The sequence below is a fragment of the Streptosporangium sp. NPDC023963 genome (genome assembly GCF_040639135.1).
Taxonomy (GTDB): Bacteria; Actinomycetota; Actinomycetes; order Streptosporangiales; family Streptosporangiaceae; genus Streptosporangium.
The window spans coordinates 6883-26704 of the sequence record NZ_JBEZZK010000020.1; the positions used below are offsets into that span (position 1 = coordinate 6883).

Below are 19822 nucleotides of genomic sequence, written 5' to 3' on the forward strand. Positions count from 1 at the left end.
GCTCGTGGCGGGGCCCGGGTGGGTGGGCGGGGCCGCGCCCCCGGGGGCGGGGCCCCCGGACCCGGGTGACGCGTCAGGGGTGCCGACGGATTTCGGAGCCTAGGGCTTGGGGCCCTGGGGCTTCGGGGTCTTGGGGTTGGGACCTGGAGCCGTCCCATGGGTTCCGTGGGTGGCGACGTCGAGGTCGAGATCCTTGATCCTGGGGTCGCCCTCGTCGGCGAAGTAGTGGTCGGGCTCGGTGGAGTCGACACCGTCGGCCGTCTTCATGGCGCGCGCGATGACCGTGCCGAGCGCGGCGACGGCCAGGTTGACCGCGAGCGCGAGGATGCCCGCGTAGATCGTCATCTTGGTGTCCAGGCCCAGCTTCTCCAGCGGGAACGCGGACCCGGCGAAGTGCAGCTTGCCGGTGGCCGGGTTGCCGATGTTGTAGAGCAGGAGCATCCCGGCCCCCATGCCTGCGACCCATCCGGCGATCAGGCCGCTGCGGTGGAACCAGCGGGTGTAGAGGCCGAGCGCCACCGACGGGAGCGTCTGCAGGATGATGACGCCGCCGATGAGCTGCAGGTCGATGGAGAAGCCGGTGTCCAGGAACAGGATGCACAGCACCGCGCCGACCTTGACGAGCAGCGAGGTGATCTTGGAGACGCGGGCCTCGTCGGCGTCGCTCGCGTCCGGCTTCAGGTACTCCTTGTAGATGTTGCGGGTGAACAGGTTCGCCGCGGCGATCGACATGATGGCCGCGGGGACCAGCGCGCCGATGCCGATCGCGGCATAGGCGACGCCGGTGAACCAGTCGGGGAACATCTTGTCGAACAGCTGCGGCACGATCGTGTTGTTGTCCTTGCCGATGGGCTGGATGCCGGCCGCGATGGCCATGAAGCCGAGCAGCGCGATCAGGCCGAGCAGCAGGCTGTAGGCGGGCAGCGCCGACATGTTCCGCTTGATCACGTCACGGTTCCTGGAGGCCAGGATGCCGGTGATGCTGTGCGGGTAGAGGAACAGCGCGAGCGCCGAGCCCAGGGCCAGCGTGACGTACTGCAGCTGGTTGTTCGCGTTGAGCAGGATCCCGTCGCCGGGTGCGGCACTGGCGTCGAACTTGGCCTGGGCGGCGTCGAAGATGCCCGACCAGCCACCGTCGATCTGGGCGGGGATCGCGAAGATCGCCACCAGGATCACGATGTAGATCAGCGTGTCCTTGACGAACGCGATCAGCGCCGGGGCGCGCAGGCCCGACTGGTAGGTGTACGCGGCCAGGATCGCGAACGCGATGATGATCGGCAGGTGGCCGGTGACGCCCATCGACTTCAGCACGGCCTCGATGCCGACGAGCTGAAGCGCGATGTAGGGCATCGTCGCGACGATGCCGGTGATCGCGACCAGCAGCGCCAGCGTGGGGGAGCCGAACCTGGCCCGGACGAAGTCGGCCGGGGTCACGAAGCCGTGTACGTGCGAGATGGACCAGAGGCGGAGCAGTACCAGGAAGACGATCGGGTAGACCACGATCGTGTACGGCACCGCGAAGAAGCCCATCGCGCCCGCGCCCCAGAGCAGGGCGGGCACGGCCACGAAGGTGTAGGCGGTGTAGAGGTCGCCGCCGACCAGGAACCAGGTGACCCAAGGACCGAAGTTGCGGCCGCCGAGCCCCCACTCGTCGAGGCTGGCCAGGTTCTCCGGACGGCGCCAGCGCGCGGCTACGAATCCCATGCCGCTGACCAGCAGGAACAGTGCGGAGAAGATGATGATTTCTGTCAGATGAGCTTCCATCGGGTCACCGCCGCCGCTTCGTCATCTGGTACACGATCGTGGTGCACGTGACACCGACCGCGATGAAGGCGAGCTGGAGCCAGTAGAACATCGGAAAGCCGAAAAGCCGGGGCTCGTCGGAATTGAAGAGAAACGGGAGCAAAGGTAGGATGATCGGCACGATAAGCAGCCAGTTCCATGGGCTGCGATCGCTCCGGTTCCCGTTTGGAGTGGTCAACACGGTCTCCTTGAGCTGGAGAAAGGGGGTCCGGACAGGACCGTCCCCTTCGGCTGACCGGCAGCGTAATTACACGGCCGTTGCATTCAGGTCACCGAGCGCCGAGCGGCACCGGTGGCGCGACGAACGGTAGCTCGGCTCCTTCGCGAAGGTCGCCGCCGAGGTCACGGAGGTCACGCCTTCCGGGCTGACCCCCTTCGCCGACGGGATCCCACCTGTCACCGAATTCCCGGCGTGGCTTCCTTGACATGATCGAGCAATTCCTTGTAAAGGCGTGACGGGTGAAGGCGTGTCCTGCGGCGCTCATGCGGCGCGCGACGTGTCGCCCGGCGCGAGACATGTCACACAGCGTCCCGAACCGCCGGTCGCGGTCACGTGCGACGACGTCATCCTTGCCTGCGAGATCCCGTCGTTTCCCCGCGAGATCCCGTGAGATCCCGTGAGATCCCGTCGTTTCCCCCACGAGATCCCGCGAGCTCCCGTGTGATGCCGTCGCCCCGCCTGCGAGATCCCGTGCGACGTCCCGGCCCCGCCGGCGCGTGGTCTCGGGTGCGGTCGATCTCGCCGGTGCGCGGTCTCGCGCGACACCACCCGCACCACCCGCACCACCGGCACCGCCGGCACCGCCGGCGGGGCCTCCCGTGGCCCGCCGGCGCGCGGGCTCAGACGGTCCTGTCGGCGGCGGTCCTCGGCTCGTGCCGTACGTCCTCCGGCAGGCCGAGGTCCCTGGTCCAGGCGGCGAACTCCACCAGGATGCCGTCGGGGTCCTTGAAATAGATCGACCGGACGAACACGCCCTCGCCCATGGCGGGCGCTACGCCGAGCTCGCTGTCGTCGTGGTTGAGGATCACCCCGACGTCCACGCCCTTGGCGATGAGCTTGTCGCGGTACTCCTCGATCCGGTCCGGGGCGACGTCGAGGGCGATGTGGTTCATCGAGCCGACCGCAGAGAGCAGCTCACCCCGGTCGGGCAGGTTCCTGGGCGCCGAGATGCCGGGAACGCCCTCGGGCGCGTCGGGGAACCAGAAGAACGCCAGCGCGTTGCCGCCGCCGCAGTCGAAGAAGAAGTGCTGCCCCCAGCCCATCGGCAGCTCGATCGTCTTGATCAGGGGCATGCCCAGGACGCCGGAGTAGAAGTCGACCGTCTGCTTCATGTCCGAGCACACCAGCGCGAGGTGGTTGATCCCGCGCAGCTCGAACTCGGTGTTGTCCGCCATGTTCTCCTCGCTCCCTCGGGTAATGAACTGCTTATCACAGGAGACGGAAAGGCCGAGCGGGCGGCCGCCGGGGCGGCGGCGGCGCGATCTGCCCGTACCGCTCACGGCCGCTCGGACACTTCGGGCAGCCGATGGCTCTCGCCCCTGGACAGGTAGACGACGCGGTCTCCGTGACCGCTCCGCTCGACGTGGTCGCGGAAGTCGGAGAGCGGCGAGCTGAAGGCGCCGTAGTCGTCGTAGTGCACCGGCAGCACGCGGCGCGGCTTGATCAGGCGCACCCATTCGGCCCCCTGCCGGCCGTCCATCGTCACCAGCAGGACGCCCAGCAGCTTCGTGCCGCCCAGGTGGACGACGCCCACGTCGACGTCGGGGAAGCGCCGCGGGATGGCGTCCAGCTCCCTCGCCATGAGCGTGTCGCCGCTGATGTGCAGGCGCAGGCGCACGCGGCCGTCCGGGCCGGAGAACTCCAGCATGCTTCCCATGACGGGTGGCAGGAGGAGATCCGCCAGGCCGGGGCCGTGGCGCGCGGGCAGTGAGGTGATCTTCACCGAGCCGCCCGGGTTCCGGAGCTCGTGGTCATGCCAGGTGGCCACGCCGACCGCCCCGCCGAAGCCCTGCCGCTTCAGCTTCCGCGCCGCGTGCGGCGTGGTGACGATCGGTGTGCTGTGGTCCAGCCCCTTGCGGGCCACCCGGTCCCAGTGGTCGCCGTGCATGTGCGAGAGGAGAACGGCGTCCAGAGGCGGGAGCCGGTCGACGGCCAGCGCCGGTTCGGTCAGTCGCCTGGTGAACAACCCGTGACCGAGGTAGGCGTACTGGCCGCGGTGCAGGAAGTTGGGGTCGGTGAGGATGGTGAACCCGTTGTAGCGGATGAGCGTCGTGGCGTTCCCGATGAACAGCACACTCGCCGTCTCCTGGTCGGACATGCCGCGGTCCCCCGTGTCGGATCGGTGGAATGGTCGTCGTGCTCGAACCCGGTAGGCCGCACCTCCGGCTGTCCCGGGACCGTCATGCCTCCCGGCGCTCTCCGCCGGTGGCCGGAACCCCCGTCCGGCGGGCCGGCGTACGGTCTCGCCGCGACGTCGTACGGTCCTGCCGCGACGTCACCAGGCGACCTTCAGGGACGACAGGCCGTACACGAAGCTGAAGGAGCGGAAGTGCGCGTCGGGTTCGATCGCGCGCAGCTCGGGAAAGCGCCTGAGCAGCGCGGGGAAGGCGATGTGCATCTCCATCCGCGCGAGCGGCGCCCCCAGGCAGTGGTGCACGCCGTGGCCGAAGGCCAGGTGGCCGGGCGCTCCCCGGGTGATGTCCAGCACCCCCGGATCGGACAGGAACGCGGGGTCGCGGTTGGCGGCGAGCAGCGCGCACATCACCAGCTCGCCGGGCCCGATCCTGCGGCCGGCGATCTCGACCTCCGCGGTGGTCGTCCTGAAGGTGCTGGAGTGGACGATGCTGAGCCAGCGCAGCAGCTCCTCCACCGCGGCGTCGACGAGCTCGGGTTCCTTCTTGAGCAGTTCCAGCTGGTCGGGGTGGCGCAGCAGGGCCAGCGTGCCCAGCCCGAGCATGTTGGCGGTGGTCTCGTGACCGGCCACCAGCAGCAGGCCGCCGATGCCGATGAGCTCGTCCGTCGTCAGGTCGTCGTGCTCGCGTACCAGAGTGCCGAGCAGTTCCTCTCCGGGGTCGGCCTGGGCGCGGGCGACCAGCTCGGCCATGTAGGCGCGCGATTCCAGCTGCGCCGCCCTGCGCTCCTCGATGGGCGCCGAGACGTCGAGCAACAGGCCGGTCCTGCGCTGGAAGCCCGCCCGGTCGGTGTACGGCACGCCCAGCAGCTCGCAGATCACCAGGGAGGGGATCGGCAGCGCGAACGACGACACCAGGTCGGTGGGGGAGCCCGCGCTCTCCATCGCGTCCAGGTGGTCCTCGACGATGCGGGTGATCCGCGGTTCCAGCCGGCGTATCCGGCGGAGCGTGAACTCCGGCGTCAGTATCCGGCGCAGCCGGGTGTGCTCGGGGGGATCGAAGGCGAGCAGGTTGCCCGCGCGGAGCACGGCGAGCTCCTCCTCGCTGTTCTGGTCGCCGGGCAGCTGGAACGTGGCCGTCCGCGCGTTGCTGAACCGTTCCGTGTCGCTCAGCACCGCGCGCACGTCCTCGTGGCGGGTCACCAGCCAGGCGTCGACGCCGGGCGGTGTCCTGACGAGCCTGACCCCCTCCGCGTCCCGCATCGCCTCCAGCTCCGGATCGGGATCGAAATCGGCTCGCCGCATGTGCAGCGGTAGCGTCGGAGACTCGCTCATGGGACCCCCTGGATGACTCGCCGTTCTGGCCACTCCGAAAAAACGCTAGCAACCCATCGATTGCGCGCGAAGGACCCCGACGGCCGTCCGAGGTCTGTGTTGTGCCACTGACCAGCAACTACTTGCTTCGGCGGGGTCGTGCGCCGTGAGATCCCCGATCCGCGGCCGGAACGCCCGGCACGGGTGTCCTGGCGGGACGCCGGACACCACGGTCCCCTTCCCGCCGGCCGTTCCGCGCCGCGGCCCGGCCTTCCGCCCCGGTCCGTGTCCCTCGGCCGGTGTGACGCGAAGCCCTTCGGCCGGTGACGCGAAAACATGACAGTAGGTGGCCTGTTTTCGCGTCACGCTGGCCTCATGACAAGAACGCTGGAAGGAAAGGTCGCCCTGGTCGCGGGGGCGACGAGGGGGACCGGCCGGGGAATCGCGGTGGAACTGGGCGCGGCCGGCGCCACGGTCTACTGCACCGGCAGGAGCACGCGGGAGCGGCGCTCGGAGATGGACCGGCCGGAGACCATCGAGGAGACGGCCGAGCTGGTGACCCGCGGGGGCGGGCACGGCGTCGCGGTTCAGGTGGACCACCTGGTTCCGGAGCAGGTGCGCGCCCTGGTGGAACGGATCAGGAACGAGCAGGGCAGGCTCGACATCCTCGTCAACGACGTCTGGGGCGCCGACCCGCTCACCGAGTGGCACGTCCCCGTCTGGAAGCACTCCCTCGACGACGGCCTGCGCATCCTCCGGCTGGCGGTGGACACCCACCTGATCACCAGCCACCACGCCCTGCCCCTGCTGATCGAGAATCCCGGGGGCATGGTGATCGAGGTGACCGACGGCACCCTGGAGTACAACACCGTCAACTACCGGCTGTCGGCCTTCTACGACCTGGCCAAGATCTCGGTGAACCGCCTGGCGTTCAGCCAGGCCCACGAGCTGCGCCCGCACGGCTGCGCCGCGATCTCGCTGAGCCCCGGCTGGCTCAGGTCGGAGAGCATGCTGGAGATCTTCGGCGTCACCGAGGAGAACTGGCTGGACGCCACCGCCAAGCAGCCGCACTTCGTGATCTCCGAGACGCCCGCCTACACCGGCCGCGCGGTCGTCGCCCTCGCCACCGACGAGGACCGGATGCGCTGGTCGGGCCAGTCGGTGTCCAGCGGGCAGCTCGCCCAGGTGTACGGCTTCACCGACGTCGACGGCAGCAGGCCCGACGCCTGGCGCTACATCGAGGAGGTCGAGAGCAAGGGCAAACCCGCCGACGCCACCGGCTACCGCTGACCACCACCGGGACCGGCGCCGCGACCCCGGGCCGGGACCACCGGCCGGGAGAACCGGCTGAGATCTCCGGCTGAGACTCCTGGCTGAGATCCCCGGCCGGGGTCAGCGGCCTGGCGCGCCGGTGCCGCCGGTGTCGCCAGGGTCGCCGGGGTCGCCGGGGCCGGAGGCGTTTTCGATGTCGCGGAGCTCGGAGGCGCCGCCGGTGCCGGAGGTGCCAAGAGTGCCGGCGGGGGAGCTGGGGGAGGCGTACAGGTCACGCAGGCGGGTGGCCGCTTCGGCGAGGCGGGCACGGAGGCCGGGCGGGTCGACGACCTCGGCCTCCGGACCGAAGCGGAGGATCTGGCTGTAGGCGACCTCCGGGGACTCGACGGGCAGGCGGAACGTGACCCACCCCTGCCCGTCGGGCTCGCCGGCGGAGGCCAGGGCGGAGCCGAGAGCGGCGGGGTCGGCGACGGCGGGCAGCGCGCGGCGCCCGGCGGGGCTGAGCCGTACGGTGACGTGCGCGGTGAGCAGGGACCCGGCGAACTGCGCCGCCCTCTCGCCCCAGAACGCGGCCAGGTCGAAGGTCTCGTCCCGCTCGAAGCGCAGGCCGGAGTGGATCTCGACCTCGTCGAAGCGGTCGACCCGGTAGATGGCGAACCGGGTCGCCAGGTACCAGACTCCCGCCTTCAGCACGAGCCCGTACGGCTCCAGTCGCCGCCGGGCGGCCCCGGCCTGCTCGGACCGCTCGCTCTCCCCGGCCCGTCCGTCACGCTCGGTCCGCCCGCCGCCTTCAGCCTGTCCGGTTCCTTCGGTCCGCCCGGTTTCCCGGGTTTCGCCGGGCCGGCCGGGCTGTCTGGCCTGTTCACCCGGCCGGGTGCGCGTGGCACGCCGGTAGAGGGCGGTGACCGGGTGGTCCCCCCACACCGCCCTGGCCAGGGGCGCCAGCGCCGCCGGTGGGGGCCGCTCGCTCGCGAACCAGCCGGGGGCGTCCAGGTGGAAGCGCTGAGCCGCGGTCGCGGGGGCGTCGCGGAGGCCGGGGGAGAGCGCGGCGGAGGCCTTCAGCCGCGCCGTGGCCGCCACCTCGCTCAGTCCCATCTCCCGCAGTGCCTCCGGCACGCCCGACAGGAACAGCGCCTCCGCCTCGGCGCGGTCCAGCCCGGTGAGGCGGGTGCGGTACCCGTCCAGCAGCCGGTAGCCCCCGCCCCGCCCGCGGTCGGCGTACACCGGCACGCCGGCCTCCGACAGGGCCAGCACGTCACGGTGGACGGTCCGCTCGGAGACCTCCAGCTCTTTGGAGAGCTCCGCCGCGGTCATGCCGCCCCGGGCCTGGAGCAGCAGGACCAACGACATCAACCTGGCCGCGCGCACTCTCCGACCCTAGCCCCGGCGCACCCGTGACCGAGGCGGGGCGGGGAACGGGCGGAGCCGGGGCGAGGTCGCCCTGGGACGGCCGGAGGCGGCCGGACGGGGGCGGACGGGGGCGGACGGGGGCAAGGTGGGATCCCGGGGGCGCGAGCGGGACCCCCGAGGGCAGGCGGGACCCCGGGGGTCAGGAGGGGACGAAGGGCAGCACGACCGCGGACGGGTGGGACGGGTCGTGGAAGATCTCGTGGTCGGTCTTGACCATCGCGCTGCCCGTGCCCAGCGGCTCACCGGTGCCGAGGTTGCGGGCGATCCGGGGATACGCGCCTCCGGCGATGTGCACGCGGATCCGGTGGCCGCGCCGGAAACGGTGCCCGATCGGCCACAGATCCACCCGGACCCGGCGGATCCCGTCGTCCCCGGCGGGCGGGTCACCGGGGACCAGGCGGCGCACGCCCTCGCACACGTTGTAGGAGGCGCCGTCCGGGTGCACGTCGCAGACCCGGACCACCACGTCGGCGTGCCCGGTGCCCGTGCGCACGTACAGGTCGGCGAAGACCGGGCCGATCATCTCCGTGTCCCGCCGCAGCTCGGGGCCGGTGTAGACGAGCACGTCGCGCCGGGCCTCCAGCCTGCGGTTGTCACGCGGTTCCGAGTTGCCCAGCAGGACCGGGCCGCCCAGCGCGGGCGTCGGGTGCGCGGGGTCGTAGCGGAAGCGGTCGGGCTCGGCGCCGTGCGGGCCGACGGTGCCGCCAGGGCCCGGGCCGACGGTGCCGCCAAGGCCTTCGACGGCATGAGAGGCATGAGAGGTACGAGAGGAGCCAGGGACGTCAGGGACGCCGGGGGCTTCAGGGACGCCGGGGGCGTCGGGGGAGAGGGCGAAGCCGGGACGCAGGTGCCAGCGCTGCTCCCGCACGCCGGGCACCGGCCAGTCGGAGTAGTCGCGCCACTCGTCCGCGCCCGTCACGTACAGCCTGACCGGCTGCTCGCGCAGCCCCGACGGGTCGCCGAGCAGGTGCGCGCGGAACCAGGCGAGCGCCTCGGCGTTGGCCACCCGGCCGTGCCTCACGTCCGCGTGGTACCAGGGGCCGATCGTCAGGTACGGGCGCCGCCCCGCGGCCCGCATCGCCGCGTAGTCCTTGACCTGCCAGGGCAGGAAGACGTCGTACCAGCCGCCGACCATGGTGACCGCGGCCTCCACCTCGCCCACGGAGGCGGAGAAGTCGCGCCTGCCCCAGTAGGCGGCGGGCTCGGCGTGGTGGGTGAGCAGGTCCTGGAAGAACGGCATGCCCCTGCCCGCCGACAGCGTGTCCAGCTCCCCGAGCGGGCGCCCCGACAGGGCCGCGCGACGCGTTCTGCGCGGGATGAGCAGCGCGCTCGCCCCGCCGAACGGCCGCTCCAGGGAGGCGGTCAGCGTGGTCCACATCAGCGACGACTCCAGCGCGAACGCCCCGCCCACGTAGGCGGCGTCCCGGAACTGGGAGGCGGTCACCGAGGTGGACATGGCCTTGAGGTCCGGCCCGGCGAACGAGGCGATCGCCCACTGGGCGTACCCCAGGTAGGAGGGGCCGTGCATGGCCAGGCTCCCGCCGTACCAGTCCTGGGCACGCAGCCAGGCCAGAGTGGCCAGCCCGTCGTCGTGCTCGTCGCCGAGCGGGTCGAGCAGGCCGCCCGAGCCGAAGCCGCCCCGGCAACTCTGTATCACGATCTGGAACCCGTGCTTGGCGAACCCGCGCCCGAAGGTCCGCCCGAACACGCCGCGCCTTCCGTACGGGGAGCGGATCAGGATCGTGGGCGGGCGCACGGCGCCGGCCGGTACGTAGCGGTCGGCCAGCAGGGTGACCCCGTCGGGCATCGGTACCGGCAGGTCGCGCTCGACCGTGACCCGGTGGACGGCCGTCCGCGGCCAAGTGATCGTCCCCATGTGCTCTCCTCGCGCAGCCCCGTGATTACCCACTGGTAACAGAACAGGGCTCGCGATGGCCAGGGCTCGCCGGTGTGAGGCTCGTCATCCTCCGGTCCCGCCGGCTTCCGCCCCCTGCCTGGGGATCTTCACGGTTTCCCCGCCGGTACGGGGCCGGCGTGGTGTCACGTTGCATGATCGCGGTCGCCGCCGGTACTCTGGCCACATGCGAGACCCGATTACCCTTCAGTGGTGGCGCCGCTTCTAGGCGGCGCAGGTTTCGCATTCGCGAGCAGACAGGCGGCCGCCCAGGGAGGCGGCCTTTTCTGCGTCCGCTCCCTCTGGGCATCAGGGACATCAAAAGGGGCGATACCGCAGTGGAGACGAGCCGATATACCACCGCCGGCGGCATAGGGGTCGAGGTCACCGCGTCCGACGTGCCCGAGACGGTGCTTGAGGACGTCGTCACGACGCTCGGCGAGCGCCGTGGCGGAGTGCTCTCCTCCGGGATGGAGTATCCCGGCCGCTACAGCCGATGGCACCTCGCCTACGTCGACCCCTGCCTGGAGATCGTCGCCAGGGGGCGCAGGATCTCCGCCCGCGCGCTGAACGCCCGGGGCAGGGTGGTCCTGCCCGCCGTCGTGTCCTGCCTGCTGGCGGCGGGCAAGCCCGTCGAGGAGCCGACCGCCGACCTCGTCGAGGTCTACGTGGCGGAGTCCGAGGACATCCTCCCCGAGGAGATGCGCAGCCGCCGTCCCACGGTCTTCACCGCGATCCGCGAGGTCATCGCCGCGTTCAAGGGCGAGAACGAGCACCTGGGCCTGTACGGCTCCTTCGGCTACGACCTGGCCTTCCAGTTCGAGCCGATCAGGCAGGTCCTGACACGGGCCGCGGACCAGCGCGACCTCGTGCTGCACCTGCCCGACCGGGTGATGGTGATCGACCGTAAGAGGGAGACCAGCAAGGAGTTCCGCTACGAGTTCACCGTGGACGGCGTCTCCACCCACGGGCTCGCCCGCGAGGGGGAGGTCGTGCCGCTGACCCCGCCGCCGTCCGAACTCCCGGCCGACCCCGAGAGGGGCTCCTACGCCAAGGTGGTGGCCGCGGCCAAGGAGAAGTTCGTCCGCGGCGACCTGTTCGAGGTCGTTCCCGGCCAGGTCTTCCACGCGTCCTGCACCGACCCGGCCGCCTTCTACCGGGGGCTGCGCAAGGTCAATCCGGCGCCGTACGAGTTCCTGTTCAACCTCGGCGAGGGCGAGCACCTGGTCGGCGCGTCCCCGGAGATGTACGTCCGGGTCAGCGGCGACCGCGTCGAGACCTGTCCCATCTCCGGCACCATCGCCCGCGGCGGCAACCCCATCGAGGACGCCGACGCGATCCGGACCCTCCTGTCCAGCATCAAGGAGGAGTCGGAGCTGACCATGTGCACCGACGTGGACCGCAACGACAAGTCCCGCATCTGCGTGCCGGGGACGGTCCAGGTGATCGGCCGCCGCCAGATCGAGATGTACTCCCGGCTCATCCACACCGTCGACCACATCGAGGGCCGGCTGCGTCCGGAGTTCGACGCCCTCGACGCCTTCCTCACCCACATGTGGGCCGTCACCGTCACCGGCGCCCCCAAGACCTGGGCGATGCAGTTCATCGAGGACCACGAGGCCACCACGCGGCGCTGGTACGGCGGGGCGGTCGGCTACATCGGCTTCGACGGCTCGATGAACACCGGCCTGACCCTGCGCACCGCGCAGATCCGCGGCGGGGTCGCCACCGTCAGGGCCGGGGCCACGCTGCTGTTCGACTCCGACCCCGACGCCGAGGAGCGGGAGACCGAGCTCAAGGCCAGTGCCCTGCTGGGCGCCCTGGCCGCGGTCGGCGCGGCCCCGCAGGAGCGGGCCGAGGCGGAGGTGGCCGCCGCGCTGCCGGGCAGCGGGATGAAGGTGCTGCTCGTCGACCACGAGGACTCCTTCGTCAACACCCTCGCCGACTACTTCCGACAGCAGGGCGCCGAGGTCGTCACGCTCAGGCACGGCTTCCCCGTGACGATGATCGACGAGATCGCGCCCTCCCTGGTGGTGCTGTCGCCCGGCCCCGGCTGGCCGTCCGACTTCGGGCTGCCCGCCCTGGTCGGCGACCTCTACGAGCGCGACCTGCCGGTGTTCGGCGTCTGCCTCGGCCTGCAGGGCATGGTGGAGCAGGCCGGCGGCACCCTCGAGTTGCTGTCCTACCCCGAGCACGGCAAGCGCGGCCAGGTACGGCGGCTGGGCCCCAGCGCCCTGCTCGACGGGCTCCCCGAGGAGTTCACCGCCGCGCGCTACCACTCGGTCCACGCCAAGCAGCCGGGCGTCGCCGGGTTCACCGCCACCGCGCTCACCCCGGACGGTGCGGTGATGGCCATCGAGGACGTGGAGCGACGCCGTTTCGCGGTGCAGTTCCATCCCGAGTCGATCCTCACCGCCGAGGGGGGCTCGGGAGCGAAGATCATCGCCAATGTTCTCCGGCTCTGCCGCAAGAGCGGGTAAAGACCTCGTATTCCGCGCCCGGCGGTCACGCCGGGCGACCCTAGAGTTCTCCCGTCGTGGAGACCGCCGGGCGTACCGGGCCAGGACCGGCCGGTACGCCCGGCGGCGGGGGAGGAGCGGGCATGAGGTCGGACGGCGTGCTGCCCGTCGAGCTGCCCGACGCCGTACGGGAGGCGCTGCTGGCGCCGCTGGTCGACCACAACTGCCGCGGCGTGCGCCGCGACGAGCTGACCCGGGCTCGGTTCGAGACGCTGCTCACCGACGCGGAGGCCCCCGCGCCGCCGGGCACCACCCACTTCGACACCCCCGCGGGCGCCGCCGTCCGGCGCTGGTGCGCCCCCGTTCTCGGCCTCGCCCCGCACGTGCCGCCCGCCGTCTACCTGGCCCGCAGGGCGGAGCTCGGCGCGGACGAGGTGAACCGGCGGCTGCTGGGCGCCGCGGGGATCTCCACCTTCCTGTTCGACGGATCCGGCGACTCCGGCGACCTCGGCGGCGGCCCCGGCGGGGGCGAGGTGCTGCCACCGGCCGAGATGGGGCACGCGGGCGGCGCGGACACCGCGCGGGTCGTCCACATCGAGCGGGCCGAGGAGGAGGTCGCCGGCACCGCCGTCTCGGGCGTCTCCTACATCTCCGCCCTCGCCCGGAAACTCGCCGAGCGGGCCGTCCGCGCCGTCGCGCTGAAGTCGGTCACCGCCCACCGCTCCGGCCGGCCCCTCGAGCCGGCCAGGCCGAGCAGGGGAGCGGTGATCGCGGCGGCCACCCGGCGGCTGGCCTGCCCGGGGGAGAGGCTCACCGACCAGGTGCTCCTGCGCCACCTGCTCTGGACGGCGATCGACGTGGCCAGGGAGTACGGGCGGCCGCTGCAGTTCCACACCGGCCCCGCCCGCCATGCCGGCGGCACGCGGCACGGCGCCCACCCGGGGCGCGCCGGCCGTGCCACCTCCGGCGGTCGCGGCGCGTACGGCGGTCACGAGGCCTACGGGGGCGGCGGGCACGGCGGGCACGGCGGCCCAGGTGCCGCCGGGGACGCCGGAGGTCCCGGCCCCTTCGGAGGTCACGCCGGTTCCGGCTGGGGTCCCGACTCCGGTCCGTACGGCGCCGGTCCGGCGCCGGTGGCCGGATTCATCACGGCGACGCAGCCGATGGGCGTCCCCGTCGTCCTGTTGCACTGCCACCCGTTCCATCGCCAGGCGGCCTATCTGGCGAGTGCCCTCCCGCACGTCTACGTCGACGTGGGAGCGGCCCTGACCCGCAGCGCCACGGGGTCGGCCGCGGTCATGGCGGAACTGCTGGAACTCGTGCCGTTCCACAAGCAGCTGTTCGGTTCCGGCGGCCACGGCGTGGCCGAGACCTGCCACCTCGGTGCCCTGCACTACCGGCGCGGCCTGGCCGGGGCACTCGCCGCGCGACTGGCCGACGGCGAGTGGAGCACCGCGGACGCCGCCCGGGTGGCCCAGATGATCGGCTCGGGAAACGCCCGCCGGATATACCGGTTGTGACGGGTGCCCGCCCCCGGGGCGGCTGGGCCCCTGGAATAATGTGGCGACTGTTGGCGCGACGAGGGGGAACCAGTTGACGGGCGATGGGGCAGAGGCACGTTTTCTCGACGACGTGACCGTGGAGTTGGTCAAGCACAGCGCCTCCGACACCGACGTGCTCTGGGCCGCGCGGGTGTCGACCGCGGGGGAGCAGTCCCTGGAGGAGATCGGCAAGGACCCCGAGCGCTCCAGGGGGCTGCTCAACTTCCTGATGCGCGACCGGCACGGCAGCCCCTTCGAGCACAACTCGATGACGTTCCTCGTCAGCGCGCCGATCTTCGTCTTCCGTGAATTCCACCGGCACCGGGTCGGATGGTGCCTCGCCGGTGATTCCGAGATCACGCTGGTGAGCGAGAAGGGGCACCTTCGCCGGCGGACGATCGAGGAGCTGTACCGGCTCTGGCACCACGGCGTCGAGGACACCCTGCCTCGCGCCGGTGGAGGAGTGTCATGGCACAAAAGAGCGGAAAAGTGGAACGCTCAGGTCAGGCACATGAATCGGTTGCACTACCTGGGGCTGTACGACACGCGCGAAGCCGCTGAGCGGGCGGTGGCCGCCTTCAGGGTGGAGCATCCCTCCAAGCGGTTGCGAAAGCTCGATTCAGTCCGCCGTAACCACGTCCGCTGCTATGACGAGACGACCTTGCAGGCGTCACGAGCCAGGATCCTGGACGTCATGGAGTCCGGGGTCAAAAAGCTCATTCGCCTGGCCACCGCGAGCGGGCGGGAGCTCAGGTGCTCGGTGGACCACGCGGTGCTCACTCCCGACGGATGGCGGAAAGCCGGGGAGTTGGAGGTCGGGGACGCGCTGATGGCCGGGGCCGCCGTTTCCCGCCCCTCCCAGGCGTTGATCCCTCCGAGCCTGCGTACCGGAATCGGCGTCTGGACCTCCATGCAGCGATTGCGGCTCATCGGGGAGACCGACACGTGCCATATCTGTTCCGGTGACTTCGCCAGAGAGGACCTGGCGCTCGATCATGTTGTTCCTGTCGCCGCCGACCTGCTGAAGGCACTCGACGAGAGCAACCTCGCGCCCGCCTGCCTGCCCTGTCACCGCAAGAAGAGCAACGAGGAGCAGGCACTGGCCAGGCGCGGGGGCAAGATCTCCGTGGCCAAACCGGATTTGATCACTTCGATCGAGGACGGTGGCGAGGAAATGACCTACGACCTTTCCGTTGAAGGTCCCTGGCACAATTTCCTGGCCAACGGGATCGTCGTTCACAACTCGTACAACGAGGAAAGTGGGCGTTACCGGGAGCTTCAGCCTAATTTCTACGTTCCGGGGGCGGAGCGGAAGCTGGTCCAGGAGGGCCGGCCGGGCAAGTACGTCTTCGCCGAGGGCAGCGCCGAGCAGCACAAGATCGTGACTGAGGCGATGGAGTCGTCGTACCGGCAGTCCTACGCCGCCTACCAGGAGATGCTGGAGGCCGGGATCGCCAGGGAGGTGGCCAGGGCGGTGCTGCCCGTCGGTCTCTTCTCCTCGATGTACGCCACCTGCAACGCCCGCTCGCTCATGCACTTCCTCTCCCTGCGCACCAAGAACGAGCAGGCCAGGGTGCCCTCGTTCCCGCAGCGCGAGATCGAGATGGTGGCGGAGAAGATGGAGGCGGCCTGGGCGGAGCTGATGCCCCTCACGCACGCGGCCTTCGTGGCCGCCGGCAGGGTCGCCCCTTAGAGGAGCAGGGTCGCCCCCTTGCGGAGTCGCCAGGGGCGTGCGGACCGGGGGTCTCCCGGCCCGCCGCCCCCTCGGTCCTCGTCTCCTGCCCGCCGCCTGGCCCGGTGTTTCTCGCGGGCGGTCAGCTCGTGGTCTCCTGGCGGCGGGAGAGGGCGGGCAGCACGAAGATCTCGGCGCCCGGGGGCAGCGCGCAGTCGAGGCCGCCGAGGTGCCGGGCGTTCTCGCCGCAGACGAACATGCTGATGTGGCGGCGGATGCACCCGTAGTCGTCGCGGAGTCGCTGCTCCAGGGACGGGTGCGTGCGGCGGAGCATGTCGAGGGCGGAGCCCAGCGTGGGGTGGCCGTCGTCGTGGTCGGCGACGGCGAAGACGCGGATCTCGGTGGCCTCGCCCGCCCAGTGCCGGAGCGTGGCGGGAAGCATGAAGGTCACGAGGGTGACGGGTCTGGCCATCGGCTCAGCGCACCGTGTCGCGAGGGGCGGGCAGGGCAGGGCGGCCTGGACCCGCCGGGGGCCGGGGACAGGCGTCGTCCTGACCTCGGCGCAGCCGCCGCCGGTGGAGGGGACCGGGGACGGGTGCGTGCGGGCGGACGGTTCCGGCCGGAGAGCCGGACGGATGGCGATGGCGGCGGACGGGTCCGCGCGGGTGGCGGTCGAGAGGTGGGCACGGGCTGGGAGGGGGGCCGTCGTGCATGACCATCTCCTTTCGGATTGGGCCTCATGCTGCCATGCCACGCCGTGTCGCGCCGTGCTCTATGAAATTTGCGTGATCAGTTCGGGGCGTTAGTCCCGATTGTCGTTCAGAGCTCGCCCTGCACGATGTCCCGGTGGATGTGCGGCAGCGGCATTCCGCCCCGCTGGAGCCTGCGGACCGTCTCGTTGACCATGGCGCTCGGGCCGCAGACGTAGGCCTCGTGGTCGGCCCACGAGTGGAACCGCTCCATCACCTCGGCCACCTGGCCCCGCATGCCGTCGTACCCCGGTTCGCCGGAGACCACGGGCAGTACCCGCAGCCACGGGAAGGCCGACTCCATCCGTACCAGGTCGGTCAGATCGTAGAGTTCGGCGGCGGTGCGGGCACCGTAGAGCAGATGGACGTTGGGGCGGCGCCCGGAGCCGATCACGTGCTCCAGGATCGCCTTGATGGGGGCCAGGCCGGTGCCGCCCGCCACGCACAGGATGTCGCGCCCCGAGTCGGCGGGCACCATGGTGCCCATCGGAGGACCCAGGGTCAGGGTGTCGCCGATCCGGGTGTGCTGGACCAGCGCGGTGGAGACCCAGCCGCCGGTGATCGCGCGGACGTGCAGGCGGACGGTTTTGTCGTCCCTGGGCGCGTTCGCGATGGAGAACGTGCGCCAGACGCGCGGCCAGCGCGGGGTCTGTACGTTGACGTACTGGCCGGGCACGTAGGGCAGATGCTGGTCGAGCCGCAGGGTGATCACCGCGATGTCCGGGGTGCGGAGCTCGTGGTCGATCACCTCGGCCAGCCACCAGGCGGGCGACACGCCCGCGTCCGACTCGGCTGACTCGATCATGAGATTGGCGGCGGCCGTGTACGCGGCCACCCACGCCGCCTCTATCTCGTTGTCCCAGATCTCGGCGGCGAAGCGCCTGATCGTGGCGAGGAGCGCGTTGCCGACCGCGGTGTAGTGCTCGGCGAGGACCCCGTACTTGCGGTGGTCGCGGCCGAGCTGGCCGAGGAACGACGCCAGGCTGCCGGGGCTGTCCAGGCTCCAGACGATCCTGGTCAGCGCGCTGAACAGGCGGTCGCGCTGGACGTCCATCGCCGGGGGGAACATCGCCCGCAGGTGCGGGCTCTCGGCGAACAGGCGCCCGTAGAAGTACGCCGCGGCCTTGTCCGCGACGGGTTCGACGAGGGCGAAACTTTCCTTGACGAGATGCGGATTCAACGACATTTAACGAACCCACCCTAATTGATCGGATCAAAGTCCGATCATGCAGATCCACCTCCCTGACGGCTCCGGGTGACGAGCGACCGGGAGCCCCGGCTCACCTGGTCACTCGAATTTGAGTCTTCCATCACCATGTAGACGTCACAACCGTTTCTCAGCAATATGGTGGGAAATCTAACTATCCGTAATTGAAAAGTTATTTTGCGTGACCAATTAATTGACGGCGAGCGACATAGGCGAATAATAATCACGTTCCATTTGAATGGAGAGTTTACTGGTCGTAAGCCCTGCGGTCATGGCGGAGTTCCGGGTCGCCGGGGGTGTGAACCGTCCCCGCGGTGAGAGTTGGGGACTCCTGGCGAGACGACACTGATACCTCGAATGTGTGACATGACCGAAATGGAGTGCGCCATGATAGAGGAGCTGTTGGAGATGGGATCGGTGCTGTCCGAAACAGGTGGCGCCACCTCGCGCACGCCCCCTGGAGAACGCATGCCCCGACCCTTGATCGGTATCACCGCCTACCTCGAGGCCGCCCGCTGGGGCGACTGGGTCAGGGAGGCCGTCCTGTCGCCGCCCTCCTACGCGCGGGCCGTCGAGAAGGCGGGCGGCGCCCCGGTGCTGCTGCCCCCGCTCAACCTCGGCGGGATCGACGACTACGTCGGCGGCCTGTCGGGCGTGATCCTCGCCGGAGGGGGCGAGCTCGACCCCTCCCTCTACGGGGCCGCCCCCGAGGAGCGCGTCAGGGACCCCCAGCCGCACCGCGACCGCTTCGAGCTGGCGCTGGCCCGCGCCGCCGTCAAGGCCGGCCTGCCGCTGCTCGCCTCGGGGCGGGGCATGCACGTCCTGAACGTCGCCCAGGGCGGGACCCTGATCCCCTGGCTCCCCGAGGTGGTCGACCACGACCGCCACGCCGCAGCCCAGGCGCACCGCATCCAGATCAGCGTCTCCAGCAGGCTCGGCAAGACGGTGGGTGACACGGCCGAGGTGACCGCGCCCCATCACCAGGCCGTCAAGCGGCTGGGCACCGGCCTGCTCGCCGTGGCCTGGGCCGACGACCAGATCGTCGAGGGCGTCGAGCTGCAGGGGCACCGGTTCTGCGTCGGGGTGCAGTGGAACCCCGGACGCGCCGGGGACAACCGGCTCATCGAGGCCCTGGTCGAGGAGGCCCGGCGGTGACGTCCGGCGGGTAAAGTGCCGATCATGCCGTTGCACCCGCAGGCCGAGGCCTACCTGAAGCTCTTCCAGACGGACCTCGGTGCCCCTCTCTCCACGCTCACCCCCGAGATGATCGCCGAGCTGCGGACCCTGGACGCCTTCGCCGAGCAGCGGGGTCCGATCATTCCCCTCCCGATGGTCAGGGACGAGGTCGTCGGGGGCGTGCCGGTCCGGGTCTACCGGCCAGAGGAGGGCGACCGCCCCCTTCCCGCGATCGTCTACCTCCACGGCGGAGGCTGGGTCTTCGGGAGCGTCGAGCGCAACGACGCCCTCGGCCGCGACCTCGCGGTGCGCAACGGGGCGGTCGTGGTCTCGGTCGACTACCGGCTCGCGCCCCACCACCCCTTCCCTGCGGCGGCCGACGACGCGTGGAGCGTCGTCCAGGACGTCTTCGCCCGTCCCGGCGCCTACGGGATCGACCCGGGGCGCATCGCGGTCTGCGGTGACAGCGCCGGGGGCAACCTCGCGGCCGTGGCCGCCTGGCAGGCCAGGGACGCCGGGCTCCGGCTGGCCCATCAGCTGCTCGTCTACCCGGTGGCCGACGTGGCCATGGACACCGGGAGCTACCGTGCCTACGCCACCGGCTTCGGGCTCGGCGCGGACGAGATGGCCTGGTTCGTCGCGCAGTACGGCGGTGACCCGGCCGACCCCCGGCTGGCTCCGGCCAGGCTGGCCGACAAGTCCGGCCTGGCCCCGGCGACGGTGATCGTCGCCGAGTGCGACCCCCTCTGCGACGAGGGCGAACAGTACGCCGCCCGGCTCGCCGCGGCCGGGGTGCCGGTCGAGGTCAGGAGATACGAGGGGGCCATCCACGGTTTCTTCGGCCTGCCGGGCTTCTTCGACCAGGCGACCGAGGCGCGCGAGTACGCCGCGGCCCGCCTCGCGGAGGCCTTCCGGTAGACGGGTCTTTCCGGCCGGCCGATACCCGTCACGACAGGCTGCCGGGCGACCACGGG

15 protein-coding genes are annotated in these 19822 nt (G+C 71.1%); 6 read left to right on the forward strand and 9 right to left on the reverse strand.

Annotated elements, in window-relative coordinates; translation table 11 throughout:
• Positions 1 to 99: 99 nt before the first annotated feature.
• From mctP to AB0F88_RS38050, 5 genes are all read right to left on the reverse strand, one after another.
• The gene (gene mctP, locus AB0F88_RS38030) at positions 100 to 1764 is read right to left on the reverse strand and encodes a monocarboxylate uptake permease MctP (RefSeq protein ID WP_362695788.1); all 1665 of its coding nucleotides are present in this window, start codon (positions 1762 to 1764) and stop codon (positions 100 to 102) included.
• 4 nt (positions 1765 to 1768) lie between these two features.
• On the reverse strand, positions 1769 to 1981 hold the full coding sequence (locus tag AB0F88_RS38035; RefSeq protein WP_362695790.1) for a DUF3311 domain-containing protein: 213 nt from the start codon (positions 1979 to 1981) through the stop codon (positions 1769 to 1771).
• 662 nt (positions 1982 to 2643) lie between these two features.
• On the reverse strand, positions 2644 to 3198 hold the full coding sequence (locus AB0F88_RS38040; RefSeq protein WP_362695792.1) for a VOC family protein: 555 nt from the start codon (positions 3196 to 3198) through the stop codon (positions 2644 to 2646).
• A gap of 101 nt (positions 3199 to 3299) precedes the next feature.
• A complete protein-coding gene (locus tag AB0F88_RS38045) occupies positions 3300 to 4121 on the reverse strand; it encodes an MBL fold metallo-hydrolase (protein ID WP_362695794.1) in 822 nt (273 codons plus the stop codon).
• Between the two features lie 177 nt (positions 4122 to 4298).
• Positions 4299 to 5489 carry a cytochrome P450 gene (locus tag AB0F88_RS38050; protein ID WP_362695796.1) on the reverse strand — a complete coding sequence of 397 codons (1191 nt, stop codon included), beginning with the start codon at positions 5487 to 5489 and terminating at the stop codon, positions 4299 to 4301.
• A gap of 354 nt (positions 5490 to 5843) precedes the next feature.
• Here AB0F88_RS38050 and AB0F88_RS38055 point away from each other — a divergent pair, with 354 nt between their 5' ends.
• Positions 5844 to 6758 carry an SDR family oxidoreductase gene (locus AB0F88_RS38055; RefSeq protein WP_362695798.1) on the forward strand — a complete coding sequence of 305 codons (915 nt, stop codon included), beginning with the start codon at positions 5844 to 5846 and terminating at the stop codon, positions 6756 to 6758.
• A 102-nt stretch (positions 6759 to 6860) separates the two neighbouring features.
• Here AB0F88_RS38055 and AB0F88_RS38060 read toward each other — a convergent pair whose 3' ends face one another.
• Positions 6861 to 8108 carry a WYL domain-containing protein gene (locus tag AB0F88_RS38060; protein WP_362695800.1) on the reverse strand — a complete coding sequence of 416 codons (1248 nt, stop codon included), beginning with the start codon at positions 8106 to 8108 and terminating at the stop codon, positions 6861 to 6863.
• Positions 8109 to 8289: 181 nt separating this feature from the next.
• A complete protein-coding gene (locus AB0F88_RS38065) occupies positions 8290 to 10026 on the reverse strand; it encodes a CocE/NonD family hydrolase (protein WP_362695802.1) in 1737 nt (578 codons plus the stop codon).
• A gap of 356 nt (positions 10027 to 10382) precedes the next feature.
• Between AB0F88_RS38065 and AB0F88_RS38070 the strand changes: the two genes are divergently transcribed.
• From AB0F88_RS38070 to thyX, 3 genes are all read left to right on the forward strand, one after another.
• Positions 10383 to 12524 carry an anthranilate synthase component I gene (locus AB0F88_RS38070; RefSeq protein ID WP_362695804.1) on the forward strand — a complete coding sequence of 714 codons (2142 nt, stop codon included), beginning with the start codon at positions 10383 to 10385 and terminating at the stop codon, positions 12522 to 12524.
• 122 nt (positions 12525 to 12646) lie between these two features.
• Entirely contained in the window at positions 12647 to 14023 is a 1377-nt protein-coding gene (locus AB0F88_RS38075; RefSeq protein ID WP_362695806.1) for an amidohydrolase, read from the forward strand.
• A 112-nt stretch (positions 14024 to 14135) separates the two neighbouring features.
• Positions 14136 to 15737 (forward strand): FAD-dependent thymidylate synthase, encoded by a 1602-nt coding sequence (thyX, locus tag AB0F88_RS38080; RefSeq protein ID WP_362695808.1) that lies wholly within the window; start codon positions 14136 to 14138, stop codon positions 15735 to 15737.
• Positions 15738 to 15858: 121 nt separating this feature from the next.
• Here the strand turns inward: thyX and AB0F88_RS38085 are convergent, their stop codons facing one another.
• Positions 15859 to 16188 carry a hypothetical protein gene (locus AB0F88_RS38085; RefSeq protein ID WP_362695810.1) on the reverse strand — a complete coding sequence of 110 codons (330 nt, stop codon included), beginning with the start codon at positions 16186 to 16188 and terminating at the stop codon, positions 15859 to 15861.
• 347 nt (positions 16189 to 16535) lie between these two features.
• Positions 16536 to 17651, reverse strand: coding sequence for a globin domain-containing protein (locus tag AB0F88_RS38090; RefSeq protein WP_362695812.1), 1116 nt, complete (start codon positions 17649 to 17651; stop codon positions 16536 to 16538).
• A 489-nt stretch (positions 17652 to 18140) separates the two neighbouring features.
• Here AB0F88_RS38090 and AB0F88_RS38095 point away from each other — a divergent pair, with 489 nt between their 5' ends.
• Positions 18141 to 18827 (forward strand): gamma-glutamyl-gamma-aminobutyrate hydrolase family protein, encoded by a 687-nt coding sequence (locus AB0F88_RS38095; protein WP_362695814.1) that lies wholly within the window; start codon positions 18141 to 18143, stop codon positions 18825 to 18827.
• 24 nt (positions 18828 to 18851) lie between these two features.
• Complete coding sequence (locus tag AB0F88_RS38100) at positions 18852 to 19766, forward strand: alpha/beta hydrolase (protein WP_362695816.1); 915 nt, start codon at positions 18852 to 18854, stop codon at positions 19764 to 19766.
• Positions 19767 to 19822 lie beyond the last annotated feature (56 nt).

Coding starts and splice junctions, on each gene's coding strand:
- AB0F88_RS38045 (WP_362695794.1), bottom strand. CDS start 4,121: ATGTCCGACCAGGAGACGGCGAGTGTGCTGTTCATCGGGAACGCCACG.
- AB0F88_RS38075 (WP_362695806.1), top strand. CDS start 12,647: ATGAGGTCGGACGGCGTGCTGCCCGTCGAGCTGCCCGACGCCGTACGG.
- AB0F88_RS38040 (WP_362695792.1), bottom strand. CDS start 3,198: ATGGCGGACAACACCGAGTTCGAGCTGCGCGGGATCAACCACCTCGCG.
- AB0F88_RS38100 (WP_362695816.1), top strand. CDS start 18,852: ATGCCGTTGCACCCGCAGGCCGAGGCCTACCTGAAGCTCTTCCAGACG.
- AB0F88_RS38065 (WP_362695802.1), bottom strand. CDS start 10,026: ATGGGGACGATCACTTGGCCGCGGACGGCCGTCCACCGGGTCACGGTC.
- AB0F88_RS38095 (WP_362695814.1), top strand. CDS start 18,141: ATGCCCCGACCCTTGATCGGTATCACCGCCTACCTCGAGGCCGCCCGC.
- AB0F88_RS38050 (WP_362695796.1), bottom strand. CDS start 5,489: ATGAGCGAGTCTCCGACGCTACCGCTGCACATGCGGCGAGCCGATTTC.
- AB0F88_RS38085 (WP_362695810.1), bottom strand. CDS start 16,188: ATGGCCAGACCCGTCACCCTCGTGACCTTCATGCTTCCCGCCACGCTC.
- AB0F88_RS38090 (WP_362695812.1), bottom strand. CDS start 17,651: ATGTCGTTGAATCCGCATCTCGTCAAGGAAAGTTTCGCCCTCGTCGAA.
- AB0F88_RS38055 (WP_362695798.1), top strand. CDS start 5,844: ATGACAAGAACGCTGGAAGGAAAGGTCGCCCTGGTCGCGGGGGCGACG.
- mctP (WP_362695788.1), bottom strand. CDS start 1,764: ATGGAAGCTCATCTGACAGAAATCATCATCTTCTCCGCACTGTTCCTG.